The sequence below is a fragment of the Sandaracinaceae bacterium genome, from assembly GCA_016706685.1.
GTDB lineage: Bacteria > Myxococcota_A > Polyangia > Polyangiales > Houyiibacteriaceae > JADJJE01.
In genome coordinates this window covers 313454-326463 of the sequence record JADJJE010000004.1, presented here as the reverse complement: position 1 = coordinate 326463, position 13010 = coordinate 313454, and the positions used below count along the sequence as shown (strand labels likewise).

At 70.8% G+C, this 13010-nt stretch carries 8 protein-coding genes; 3 read left to right on the top strand and 5 right to left on the bottom strand.

What is annotated here, in order from left to right; genetic code table 11:
* Positions 1-108: 108 nt before the first annotated feature.
* Genes IPI43_09210 through IPI43_09195 form a run of 4 tightly spaced genes read right to left on the bottom strand, consistent with a single transcriptional unit; the run spans position 109 to position 6034 of the window.
* Complete coding sequence (locus IPI43_09210) at positions 109-1197, bottom strand: flippase-like domain-containing protein (GenBank protein ID MBK7774307.1); 1089 nt, start codon at positions 1195-1197, stop codon at positions 109-111.
* A 20-nt stretch (positions 1198-1217) separates the two neighbouring features.
* A complete protein-coding gene (locus IPI43_09205) occupies positions 1218-1952 on the bottom strand; it encodes a protein tyrosine phosphatase (GenBank protein ID MBK7774306.1) in 735 nt (244 codons plus the stop codon).
* Positions 1949-3358: an HD domain-containing protein gene (locus tag IPI43_09200; GenBank protein ID MBK7774305.1), complete on the bottom strand. Its 1410-nt coding sequence runs from the start codon at positions 3356-3358 to the stop codon at positions 1949-1951. Before IPI43_09200 ends, IPI43_09205 begins: the two co-directional genes overlap by 4 nt.
* Before the next feature lie 27 nt (positions 3359-3385).
* Entirely contained in the window at positions 3386-6034 is a 2649-nt protein-coding gene (locus IPI43_09195; GenBank protein ID MBK7774304.1) for a tetratricopeptide repeat protein, read from the bottom strand.
* Between the two features lie 210 nt (positions 6035-6244).
* Here IPI43_09195 and IPI43_09190 point away from each other — a divergent pair, with 210 nt between their 5' ends.
* A complete protein-coding gene (locus tag IPI43_09190; protein MBK7774303.1) occupies positions 6245-9313 on the top strand; it encodes a PDZ domain-containing protein in 3069 nt (1022 codons plus the stop codon).
* Between the two features lie 55 nt (positions 9314-9368).
* Here IPI43_09190 and IPI43_09185 read toward each other — a convergent pair whose 3' ends face one another.
* On the bottom strand, positions 9369-10331 hold the full coding sequence (locus tag IPI43_09185) for a homoserine kinase (GenBank protein MBK7774302.1): 963 nt from the start codon (positions 10329-10331) through the stop codon (positions 9369-9371).
* 292 nt (positions 10332-10623) lie between these two features.
* Here IPI43_09185 and IPI43_09180 point away from each other — a divergent pair, with 292 nt between their 5' ends.
* Together IPI43_09180 and IPI43_09175 are read left to right on the top strand one after the other, a co-directional pair.
* Positions 10624-11238 (top strand): hypothetical protein, encoded by a 615-nt coding sequence (locus tag IPI43_09180; GenBank protein ID MBK7774301.1) that lies wholly within the window; start codon positions 10624-10626, stop codon positions 11236-11238.
* A gap of 127 nt (positions 11239-11365) precedes the next feature.
* Positions 11366-12772, top strand: coding sequence for a hypothetical protein (locus tag IPI43_09175; GenBank protein MBK7774300.1), 1407 nt, complete (start codon positions 11366-11368; stop codon positions 12770-12772).
* Positions 12773-13010 lie beyond the last annotated feature (238 nt).

Here is a 13010-nt window from a genome sequence, read left to right as displayed (position 1 = left end):
GCGACCAGGCGGCGAGCGGAGCGGGACATGCGGCGAAGCTACGCCCGTGCTCCAGCGCCACCAAAATTTCGGGGCGGCCCCTACCCTAGCTGGGACGCCCGGCGGGTGTCAGCCGGCGCCCTCGGACGTGAGCCCGTCGAGGCGCGGCATGAGGTCCGCCAGCCGGAGGCGCATGGCCAGAAGCGGGATCACCCCCGCCAGCACGATGCCGATGGCCTGGATGACGAACAGCAGGAACACGTAGATGGCGCCCGCCCCCGAGACGATCTCGCTGGCGAAGAAGAGCTGCAGCGCCAGCGTGACCGCCAGCTGGAAGCTGCCGAACAGACCCGGCCCGGCGGGCAGCAGAATGCCTATGGCCAGGATGCCCATGACGCCCACGGCCTGCCCGAAGCTGAGCTCGAGCCCGCAGCCCTGCGCCAGAAGCCACATGCCGAACGCGTTGCTGGCCCAGTAGAGCGAGGTCTCGAGCACGAAGCCAAAAGCCAGGCGCGGATCCGCCAGGGTCTTGAGCCCGTCGGCCACCCCGCCCACCTTGGTGGCCAGGAAGCCGGCCAGGCCCTTGCTCACGATGCCGATCACCCGCTCGGTGGTGCGCACGGCCCACGCGCGCTTCCAGAGGAAGACGCCCAGCGCCAGGAAGGCGCAGGTGAACAGCGCGAGCGCGGCCAGCCCATAGCCGGGGAGCGCGCGCGCCAGCGGGTCGTCCACCACGCGGCGGGGCAGCACGAACAGGGCCCAGGCCACGCAGAAGCTGGTCATGAGCCCGTCCAGCACGCGCTCCACGGCCACGGTGCCAATGCCGGCCGAGACGCTCACGCCGTGGCGCAGCTTGGTGAGCGCGGGCCGCGCGAACTCGCCCAGGCGCAGCGGCAGGGCGAAGATGGCGAAGAAGCCAATCCAGTTGATGAGCACCACCTCGCGCAGCGGCAGCGGCTTTATGGGAGCAATGAGGAAGCGAAACCGCGCGGCCCGCAGGAAGTGCGTGAGCAGCAGCGACAGGGCGTACGCCGGGATGGCCCAGGGCGCCACGTTGGCCCAGGCCGCCGAGTCCGTGGGCACGATGGCCACGCCGCTGCGCACCGTCAGCCACGCCAACAGGCCGCCCAGGATCAGGGAGACCACGAGCTTGGGCAGGATGCGTCGCGCGAGCCCCGGAGGCGGGGCCGCAGGGGCAGCAAGAGGTTCAGTAAGCAAGGCGTTCCACTCGGGCAGGGTCAGTCGTACTCGGCCGTGCCGGCCAGGATGTGTCGTGGGTTCGTGGAAAGCAATTCCATGGCCTCGGCGGGGCCCACCAGCTCGCGCAGGCGCGCGATGCCCTTCTCCACTTCGGGCACATCCTCGGGCTTGTGGGCGTCCGTACAGGCCGCGAAGTAGGTGCCCTCGTCCAGCATGCGCTCGGCGGCGCGCTGCGGCGCCTTTCCGTAGCGGCCGGTGAGCGACATGAGATCCAGGAGCGGCAGCGCGCCCGCGTCCAGCAGCGGGTCCAGCTGGTTGGTGCGATCGAAGAACGGCCGGTAGCGCTCGGGGTGCGCCAACACCACCCGCATGCCGCGCACCCGCAGCCGAAAGAAGCGGTCGCCGAGCCCGGCGGGCACGTGCGCCTCGGGCAGCTCGATGAGCACCGCGTTGCCCCCCGGATAGGGCACGCCCTGCCCGTTCTCGAGCAGCGCCCAGACGATGTCGTCCAAGTGGTGCTCGGCGCCCAGCCCCAGCGTGGGCAGCGCCTCTCCGGCGGCGGCCTCCTGGAACGCGGCAAAGGCCGCCTGGAGCGCGGGGCGCCGGTTCTCGAACATCTCGCTGCGGATGTGCGGCGTGGTCACCAGCTGGGTGTAGCCCAGCTCGGCGAGCCCACGGCACAGCGCGATGCCCTGCTCCAGGCTCTTCACCCCGTCGTCCACGTTGGGCAGGTAGTGGAGGTGCAGGCACACCAGGCCGGACGCGGCGCTCATGGGTTCACCTCGCTCTTGGGGGGCACCTCGCCACGGGCGCGGCGCGCCACCGCTTGGTCCAGCGCGCGCAGCAGCTGGTCTCGCTCGTTCAAAGCGGGGTCCTCCAGCACGGCCTCCAGCAGCTCGCGCAGGATCTCACCGACCACGGGCCCGCCCCGGCCGTCGAGCCGCGCCAGCACGTCCCGCCCGTCCACCGTGAGGTCGCCCGTGGAGAGCGCCGCCCCCGCCGCCATGAGCGCGTCCACGCGCACGCGCAGCTCGGCCAGCTTGGCCAGCTCGTCTTCCACCGGCCGACCCTTCCCGATGGCGTCCGCGTGCGCCAGCCGCAGCAGCGGGTCCACGCCGTCGCGCCCCACGCGCTGCACGAAGCGCCGCACCGCCGAGTCCGTCCAGCTGGGCTCGTAACAGACCAAGTGATGCCTCACGAGGTGCACCACCTGCTGCCGCTCGTCGTTGCTGAAGCGGTACTCGCGCAGGAACGCGTCGGCCATGTCGGCCCCCACGCGCTCGTGGTGGTAGAAGGTGTAGTCCTGCGTCTTCGGGCTGAGCTCGCGCGTCCGCGGCTTGGCGACGTCGTGCAGCAGCCCGGCCAGCTTGTCCACGGCGTTGCCCGTGACCGCGTCCAGCACGGCCATGGTGTGGTGCCACACGTCGTAGGCGTGCCAACGGTTCTGCTCGCAGCCGTACTGCTGGGTGAGCTCCGGCAGCGTCACGTCCAGGATGCCGGTGCGGCGCATCACGTCGAACGCCACGGAGGGCCGCTGGGCCTTCATGGCCTTCAGCCACTCGTCGCGCACCCGCTCGCGGCTCACCTTGGTGAACACGCCGATGGCGCCCGCGAAGGCGGCCTCGGTGCTGGCCTCGAGCTCGAAGCCCAGCGTGGCCGTGAAGCGCGCGCCGCGCAGGATGCGCAACCCGTCTTCGCCGAAGCGCTCGGCGGGCACTCCCACGGCGCGCAGCAGCCTGGCCTCGAGGTCTGCGAGCCCGCCCAGGGGGTCGATCAGCTTGTCGTCCAGCGGGTCGTACGCGATGGCGTTCACCGTGAAGTCGCGCCGCGCCAGGTCGCGATCGATCTCCGTGACGAAGAAGACCTCGTCGGGGCGCCGTCCGTCCGTGTAAGCCCCCTCGCCGCGCAGCGTGGTGACCTCGTAGGGGGTGCCGCGGTGCAGCACCGTGACCGTGCCGTGCTCGATGCCCGTGGGGATGACCTTGCGGAAGATGCGCTGCACCCGGTCCGGCGTGGCGCTGGTCGCCACGTCCCAGTCGGAGATGGGCCGCCCCAGCAGCACGTCACGGATGCAGCCGCCCACGATCCAGCCCCGCTCGCCGTGCTCGTGCAGGCGGCGGCAGAGGTCCACGACGTCGTCGGGGATGGCCTCTCGTTGGGTCGGGGTGAGCGCGATCATGGCGGCGTTCTAGCACGCCGCGCCCGCTCAGGAGATGGGCTCGAGCGGCTCGATGAGGTACTCCTCGCTGGCCCGCAGGCGCTCGCGGATCTTGCGGGCGCGCATGGCCAGCCCCTCGGCGTCCACCCCGAGCCCCGGCGTGTGACTGGCAAACGTGGCGAACGCGCTGCAGGCGTCGGCCACGCCCAGCTCGTCCCCCACGTGCTCGAAGATCTCGAGCGCCTCCTCGAAGGCCGCCCGCGCGCGCTGAGGCTGACCGGCCGCAGCCTCGATCTCGCCGCGCGTGACCAGCGCCCGTGCCAGCGCGGGCTGGCTGCGCGCGGCCTCGAAGAGCGCGATGGCCTTCTCGATGTGGTGACGCGCCACCTCGGGCTCCTGCATGAGCAACTGGGCCTGCGCGAGGCCCCGTCGCACGGCGCCCTCCAGCAGCCGGTCGCCCAGGCGCGTGGCGAGCTGGTCTGCCTCGGTCAGCAGCGAGATGGCGGCCTCGGGGTCCACCAGCCGGTAGTGGCCCTCTCCCAGCAGCGTGAGCACGTGCGCCTCGAGCGCGCGGTCACCGGCGGCGCGCGCCGCCTCGAGGGCCTGCTCGAAGAGCTCCTGAGCCCGCGCGTGCTGGCCGTTGTCGCGGTGCACGCGCCCCAAGTTGGTGAGCGACGCCGCGATGCCGCCCTCGTCGCCAATCTTCCGGCGCAGGGCGAGCGACTCTTCGAGGGCCTCGGACGCACGCTCGAAGGCACCACTCGCCAAGTACGCCGCGCCCAGGTTGTCGAGGCTGAGTGCCACGCTGCGCGGGTCGCCCAGCTCACGGCGCATGTCCAGCGACTTGCGTGCGAAGCGGCGAGCGGCCGCGTAGTCGCCCCGCAGCAGGTGCACGCGCCCCACGTCGTCGAAGGACGCCGCGATGCCGCGCTGATCCCCCACCGCGTCGAAGAGCGCGTGACCGGTGCCCAGGTGGCGCAGCGCCTCGTCCAGCCGACCACTGGCGCGATGCACGCGCCCGATGCGGTTGTGCGCCACGCCGCCCTTGGCCTTGAGACCCAGGCGATACGCGATGGCAAGCATCTCGCGGAAGCGCGCGATGGCGCTGTCGTAGTCGCCCACCCGCTGCAGCACGTCGCCGTAGTCGTGCAGCGCGTCCAGGCGCCGCCGCACGTCGGACTCGCGCAGCAGCGGGACGCCGCGCGCGTAGTAGTTGATGGCGTGCTCGGTGGCGTGCCGCGCCCTCGCCAACGTGGCCGCCCGCACCCAGTAGCGGCCCGCGTCCTCGAGGTGACCCCCTGCCTGGTGATGCGTGGCCAGCAGCTCGAGCTGCGCCTCGTCGCGCTCCCCCAGCCGGACCTCGAGCCAGTCCGCCACGGTGGCGTGGTTGCGCGTGCGCTCGTCCGGGGTGACCCGCGCCCGCAGCGCCTCCCACTCGGCGCGCTGGCAGAAGGCGTACTCCACCGCGTCGGGCACCAGCGGCTCGGCGTTGACCACGACGAACTCGCGGCGGGCCAGCTGTTCGAGTGTGGGCGCGTAGTCCGTGGTACGGCTCTCGTGCCCGCCCCACAGGTCCGGCGGCGGGTGGTCTTGGTGCTCGAGGGCCACCAGCGCGTCCAGCCAGAACACGTCGCCCACGCAGGCGGCCTTGGTGAGCAGCGCCAGCTCCACCGGTGACAGCGCCGAGAGCCGGTTGTCGCGGGCCTGCTCCACGCTGGTGGGGGCTGGCACCTGCGCCACGCGGGCCAGCTCCACGCGGAAGCGCCCATTGGGTTCGGGCACCAGCACGCCTTCGTCGAAGTACGTGCGCAGCGTCTCGCGCACCAGGTAGGGGCTGCCGCCCGCCGCGGCCACCACCGCGCGGACCAGCTCGTCGGGCACGGAGCCACCGCGCGCCAAGAACTCGCGCACCAGCGCGCTGGACTCGGCCTCGCTCAGGGGCAGCAGGCGCAGCAGCTCGTGGTGCCCCCCGCGCAGCCAGTCGGGGCGCTCCACCAAGAGCTCTTTGCGCGCCGCGAACACCAGCAGAATGGGCGCGCCGCGCAGGGCGGTGGCCAAATACGCCAGCAGCTCCAGCAGCTCGGCCGGGGCGCCGGTCACCTCGTCGAAGATCAGCACCAGCGGCGTCTTTCCCGCGTCGATCTCGAGGAAGCGCCGCAGCACCGCGCGGCGCACCTGCGCGAGCGGCAGCGGGTCGTCCTCCATGGCGTGCGTGAGCGGTGACTCCGAGAAGCGAATGTCCAGGTAGCCGCCCAGGAAGTGCAGGAACTCGCTCACGCGCTGGTCGCCGAGCACGTCCGACACCGAGCGGCGCAGGTGTGCCTCGCGCTCCTCGGCGCGGTGGATGCCGTGCATCCCGAAGCGCGCCTTCAGCATGCGCCCGATGACGCCCAGCGCCGGGCCGGTGGGGTGGATGCGCCCGCGCAGCACGCGCAGCCCGTCGCCGTGGGTGCGCGCCGCCTCCTTCACCAGCTCGTCGAAGAGGCGCGTTTTGCCGAGCCCGTTTGGGGCCACCACCGTCACCACGCGCGGCTCCCCCTCGGCGATCGCGCGCCCGAGGGCGGTCATCAGCTCGGCCAGGGGCTGCTCGCGCCCCACCAGCCCAGCGGCCAGCAAGGGCGCCGCGGGGCCGTGCGGGCCGTTGCCCTGTGGGTCGGTCAGGCGCGAGTCGGTGCTGTTTCGGTCGGTCGAGGACATCAGGGAGAGCGCGCGGCGCAGCGACAAGGATTCGCGGGTGGCCCATGGAGGTCAACGCGAATCACCGGCCCCGCCACCCAGACATGCCGGAAAGCTTTGGAATCCGCGTGCCCAGGTCCGGGTTGGCGTGGTAGCCACGTGCGCTGGCCGTCGTTACACTCGGACGACGGCGCGACCCAGGCCCCACGCGGCGCCCGCAAGACAGACAAAATGAAGCAACTTCAGAAGTTTGGCACTCCCCTGCTCGCGCTCTTCGCCGTGGTCTTGGCGTTCCGCCTGTCGCAGTCGGACCACCGCAGCCACGCCCAGCAGGCCGACCCCTCCCCGTCGGCCACCGTCACGCGCGCCCGCGAGCCCTATGGGCTGTCGCAGGTGCGGGTGCTCAGCCGTGCCATCCGCGAGGTGTCCGACGGGTACGTGGACCCCGACCGCGTCAACCACCAGCGCATGTTCCTGGCCGGGTTGAACGCCATCCAGCGCAGCGTGGCGCCAGTGATGGTGGACTATCGCGAGGCCGAGGGGCGCGTCCACCTGCAGGTGCGCGCCGAGCGCGCGTCGTTCGCCGTGCGCGACATCAACTCCCCGTGGGCGCTGACCGACCGCTTCCGCCGCGTGTTCGAGTTCCTGGAGGCCAACCTGGGTGGCGAGAGCGACCTCGACCTGCGCGACGTGGAGTACGCCGCGGTCAACGGCATGCTGCGCACGCTGGACCCGCACACCTCGCTGCTCACCCCCGACGTGTTCGAAGAGATGCGCATGAGCACGCACGGCGAGTTCGGCGGCCTCGGCATCGTCATCTCCATTCGCGACGGGCACCTGACCGTCATTCGCCCCATGCCCAACACGCCAGCGTCGCGTGGTGGCCTCGAGCGGGGCGACCGCATCGTGAAGATCGACGCCGAGAGCACGCTGAACATGCCGCTCGCCGAGGCGGTGTCGCGCCTGCGTGGCGAGCCGGGCTCTCCCGTGGACGTGTGGTTCACGCGCGCCTCGGGCACCACCTGGTCGGCCCCGCGCCGCGTGCGCCTGGTGCGCGCCATCATCCACATCGAGTCCGTGGAGCACCGCATGCTGGCCGACAACATCGGCTACGTGAAGGTCAGCGGCTTCCAGGGGAACACCACCGAGGACCTGCAGCGCGCCCTAGTGGCTCTGCACCGCGAGAACATGCGCGGCCTGGTGCTGGACCTGCGCGGCAACCCCGGCGGCCTCCTGGATCAGGCCGTCCGCATGGCGGACCTGTTCCTGTCCAGTGGCCCCATCGTGAGCACCGACGCCCGTGACAGCCGCAACCGCGACCAGAAGTTCGCGCGGCCCGAGGGCACGGAGCCCAACTACCCCATCATCGTGCTCATCAACGGGGGCAGCGCGTCGGCCAGCGAGATCGTCGCGGGCGCCCTCAAGAACCACAACCGCGCGCTGGTCATCGGCCAGACCAGCTTCGGCAAGGGCTCGGTGCAGGTGCTGCAGAACTTCGAGGACGGCTCGGCGCTCAAGCTCACCATCGCGCAGTACCTCACGCCCGGCGAGATCAGCATCCAGGGCGTGGGCATCGTGCCGGACATCAACGTGGTGCCCATGACGGTGGACCGCGAGATCATGGACCTCTCGCCCGACGAGACGTACCTGCGCGAGTCGGACCTGCACGCGGCGCTCACGCACGACAGCGCGCGCGAGTCCGCCACGGCGGTGCCGGCGGTCCGCTACTACTTCGACGCTGCGGCCCGCCGCGTGCTGGCCGAGGCGCCCCCCGAAGAGGCCGAAGAAAACGAGGAAGAGGCCGAGTTCCTCATCCGCTTCGCCCAGCAGATCCTGAGCGGGGCCCAGCGCCCCGGGCGCCTCGAGATGCTGGCCGACGCTGGCGAGGTCATCAGCACCACGCAGGCCCGCGAGATGGAGCGCGCCGTGGCCGAGCTCCGCACCCTCGGGGTGGACTGGTCCACGGGCCCCAACGCCGGTCCCAGCGCGGCCGAGGTGGTGCTGAGCACCAGCACCCCGAACAACCTCGGTGTGGGCGGGCAGGACTTCCTGCTGACCGCGCGGGTCACCAACCGCGGGGAGCATCCGCTCTACCAGGTGCGCGCCATCACCGAGAGCGACTACAGCCTCTTCGACGGCCGTGAGCTCGTCTTCGGCCGCATCAACCCGGGTGAGACGCGCGAGTGGACCATCACCCTCGGGCAGTGCAGCACGCAGCAGCCGCGCAACCAGCGGGTGTGTCGCCTGCCGCGCGACGTCATCGACCGCGCCGACGCCATCCAGGTGGAGTTCGTGGAAGCGCACGGCCGCGCGCCCGCCACCGCCGAGATCCGCACGGAGATTCGCGCCATCGAGGGGCCGCAGTTTGCCTACTCCGTGCAGACCGCAGACGACGTGCGCGGCAATGGCGACGGGCAGCTGCAGGTGGGCGAGATGGGCAGCATCTACATGCGTGTCCGCAACGTGGGGCCCGGCACCACGTTCGCGGTGCAGGCCAACCTGCGCAACCTGAGCGGCACGGGCGTGCTGCTTCATGCAGGGCGCTTCGAGCTCCAGCCCATCGCCCCCGGGGCCGAGCAGCTGGTGCGCTTCACCTTCGAGGTGCTGCCCGAGTTCCGGCGCGAGGAGGCCAAGCTGGAGATCTCGGTCTACGACACCGAGCTGCGCGAGGCCGTGGTCGAGAACGTGGCGGTCCCGCTGACCGGCGTGGCCCGCGCCACCACGGCAGCCACCGGGCGCGTGCAGATCAACGCCGATACCCCGCTGCGCGCGTGGGCGGCAGCGGATGCGCCCGTCGTGGGCACCGCCCGAGGCGCCGTCGCGCTGCCCCGCACGGCCACGCTGGGCGAGTTCACCCGTGTGGATCTCGGCGAAGGCCGGCCCGCTTGGGTGGCCACGTCGGCCACGGGCACGGGCAACGGGCGAGGGCAGATCGACTTCCCGCTCACGCACCGGGCGCCCACCATCGAAATCGCCACCCACGACGTGCACGTCACCCGGGAGGCCACGTTCACGCTGCGCGGCGTGGCGCGCGACGACCAGCGCGTGCGCGACATCTACGTGTTCGTGGGCGCGCGCAAGGTGCTCTACCAGGCGGCCCCCTCCAACGACACGCGCGAGCTGGCCTTCGAGCAGAGCATCCCGCTGCACGGCGGCATCAACTACATCACCGTGTTCGCCCGCGAGAGCGATGAGGTCATCTCCCGCGAGGTGATCCAGATTCGCCGAGATGCCGCGGACGGTACGCTGATGGAGACGCCGCGCTTCGACGAAGAGCTCTACGACATGGTCCACCAGTAGCGGCTCACCCGTGATTCCGGGCCGTTCGCGGCCTGGGACGCGGGGGCAACGCAGCCTACAGCAACCGGCTCGCCAGCTGGTCGTTGGTGAGCGCGGCCAGGGTGCTGGCCCGCGCCAGGAACCGCCGGTAGTCCTTCATGACGCGCTCCCCCACCCCGCCGCTGCGCAGGTGAAAGTCCAGGATACGTGTGGTGGAGAAGCGCGCCGCACCCGCCAAGCAGAGGGTGCGCAGCGCGGCCACCTCGCTGGCCTCGAGCGGCCGGATGGCCGTGTACCCGGCGAACAGCGCCCGCGCCTCATCCCAGCGGAAGTCGTCGCCATAGCACCAGGCCAGGAACACCACCGCCAGGTCGTAGAGCAGATCCCCGTCCGAAGCGCTCTCCCAGTCGATGACCGCCGACACCCGGGTGCCCTCCCAGAACACGTTGTCCCGGAACATGTCTCCGTGAATGACCCCGCGCGGCAGGTTGGTGGGGTAGCCCCCGTCCACCTCCGCGCACATGGCGCGCAGCGTGGCGATGGGCTCCACCAGCTCGGGACGGCCGTGGCCCTCGGCGACGTCGAGCCGCTGCGGCAGCGTATCACGCCTGAACCTACTCTCGCGTCGCACCGGAAACGCCCTGCCCGCCTGGTGGATTTCGGCGAGCGTAGCCCCCACCCGCTGTGCTCGCGCCGTGTCGAAGAGCCCGCCGCAGATGTCCTGGCCGGTCACGACTTCGAACAGAGCGGTGGGCTTTCCGGCGACACAGATCTGCCCCGGGAGGGTACCGGTCACTCTTTTCGGGACCGCCACCCCTGCCCGGCCCAGGAAGTCGAGCAGCTGCCACTCGTACTCCACCCCGTCCGTGCCCTGCTCCTCATAGATGCGGAGGAAGTGCCTGCCCCCCTCGGAAACAAGGAAGAAGTTGGAGTTTACGCTGCCCGCGGAGACGGGCGTGATGTGAAGGCAGGGTCCGAGAGCGTGCGCATTGGTGATACGGCTCGCGTCTTCGGGGCTGAGCGAGGTGTAGACCGCCATGATTCGCGGGTTGTCGCATGGCGACGGCACTTTACAAACGGAAACCACAAGTGATATGGGGCAGACGCACTACCGGGGGGTCTATCCGGAAGCGCTAGGAGAGGCCGTGGTCAAGGCATCGAAGAGCTCATCCAAGGGTGCGAGAACGAAAGCGCCTGCTGGGCGTGGAGCCGCGTCGGTCGCGGCCCCAGCCAAGAAGGCGGCAGCACCCAAGCGCGGCGACGCGGCGGCGGCGGCCAGTAAGACGGTCCGCGCGGTCACAGCGCCGAAGCCGACGGCACCCAAGAAACCGGTGAAAGTCACGAAGCCCGCGGGCAAGGCTGCCCCGGCACCGTCTGCCAAGGCGGCCGTTACGGCCAAGGCGGCCCCCGCGCCGGCGGCCAAAAAGGCGGGTAAGCCTGCGAAGGCCGAAAAGTCGCGGACCAAGGACTCCACCAAGGCGACTGCCAATGACATGGCGAAGGACGTGGCCAAGGACGGAACAGCGGGTCGCATGCGTGATCCCATCGCGCCCATCGACACCATCCGCACCCCTGCCAAGGCCGACGACCTCAAAGTCCGGCTCGGCCGCATCTCGAGCGTCATCGCGCAGCTCCGCACGCTGAAGCGCACCATGGAGCGCTCCTTCTTCGAGGTGGGCGAGCTGCTCACCGAGGTCCAAGAGTCCCGCCTCTTCGAAGTGAAGGGCTACGGCTCGCTCGAGTCGTTCTTGGACCGCGAGACCGAGCTCGGCTCGAGCGCCGGCGTTCGGGCCATGCGGGCCACCACCGTGTTCCAGAAGGCAGCGGCGGAGACCGCGGGCTTCTCACGCATCTCGGCGGCGCTGCGCGCCCTCGATGGCGAGCCCGATGCGCCGAGCGTGGGAGACCGACACAGCTCCGGGTCCTTGCCTCCCCACAAGCTCTGAGCACAGGCCACTCCCGCGGTGCTGCTTTGCTGCGGGCGAGATCGCGAACCCGTGGTAGAGTCACGGCCCCCCATGGAGCGAATCGGATCGATCGACGTCGAGTTCGCAGCGAGAGCGAGGACCGCTCGTGCCTGACGATCTCGGAGGGAGGCTGCTGGCAGCCACGCTGGTGAGCGCGCAGCAGGTGGCGGAAGCCGCACGCAGCCGCATGCCGCTGGCGCCTGCGTTGGTCGAAGGCGGGCTGGACGAGTTCATCCTCGAGTCGTTCCTGCGTGGCGAAGGCTACCAGAGCGACGACGCGCTCAATCCCACGCACGACGCCCTCGCGCGGTTACCGAGCGGGGTGGCCCAACGCCTCTGGGCGCTGCCGCTGCGCATGGAAGAAGAGGGCCTGGTGGTGGCCATGGCCGACCCGAGCGACGCGCACACCACACGCGAGCTGTCGCTCATCAGCGGCGCGCTGTTGGTGCCGCGGGTGGCGCTGGTGTCCGAGCTGCGCGCAGCGCTGGACCGCGCCTACCCCGACTACGTACCGAGCCCAGACGACGACGAGCCCGACATCACGTTCGAGCTGACCCGCCCGCGCACCCCCGCCAGCGGGCTGAACCGCGACGCCACCCCGCCCGACGAGGACGACTTCGTCCCCCTGTTGCGGCCGAAGGGGAACGGCAGCGCAGCCACCAACCCCGTCTCCGATGCGCCCGTCACCGCGACGCGGCGCTTCACCAAGCCCCCGGGTGTGGAGGGCCCGCGCATCTCGCAGCCCCCCGGCCCTCCCGACAGCGACCCGCCGCCCGCCAGCACCAGCCTGTCGGACCCCGAGGTCATCGTCGACACGTTCACGAACTCGCGGGTGAGCCTGCCCAGCGTGAGCGAGGCGTGGAACAGCAACCCGCCCCCGCGCCGCGCCCATCAAGGCTCCATCGAGATCGAGATCTCGGACTCGTGGGACGACCTGGACGCCCCCGTCGTCGAGATCAAGCGGCCTTCGGATGCGCCCATCGCGCTGACCACGCCGCGCTCACCGCGCCGGTCCTACACGCACAAGCCCGTGCGTGTCCCGGGCGACATCGGCACCACGCTGGCGCAGATGCGCACGCTTCGCGACCGGGACGCGGTGCTCACCATGGGCTGCGAAGCCGCGCTCCTGGTGTCCCGTGCCGCCGTGTTCCTGGCGCTGCGCGGTCAGGTGCTGCGTGGCTGGTCGGGGCTGGGCGGGAGCCTCACCGCCGACGCCGTTCGCAACCTGTGGATCCCGCTGTCCACGCCGTCCATGTTCCGTGCTGTGGTGGCCGAGGGCACCACTTACGCGGGCCCATACGGCGCGACCGCGGCCGACAATCTCTTCCGTGCAGCCACGGGGAGCCGCGGTGGCGTGGTGGTGGTCTGCCCCGTGGAGGTCATGGGCAAGACCGTCGCGGTGCTCGTGGCAGACGACGTGCGCTTCGGCGAAGACGGTCGCGAGCGCATCGAGACGCTGTCGCAGTCCGTGGGCGACGCGCTCAAGCGCATCATCCTCGCCCGCAAGGGCTGAGGCGCGCGCGCGAGAACGGTTCGTCGCGAAACGGATTGGCTTCGTTTGTCAAAGCGATCCATTCGTCCAAAAGCGATCGAGACGAAAAAACACGATCGCACGGGCGATTTTCGTGGTGCCGAAATCCTGATGAATACCGGTTGCTTACGGAGCAATACGTCGAGTGACATCATGTCTTGTGACCCTACGTTGCACGTCACGGATTGTCATGGCGTGAGCGTGGTGGTAGATCGTCGGC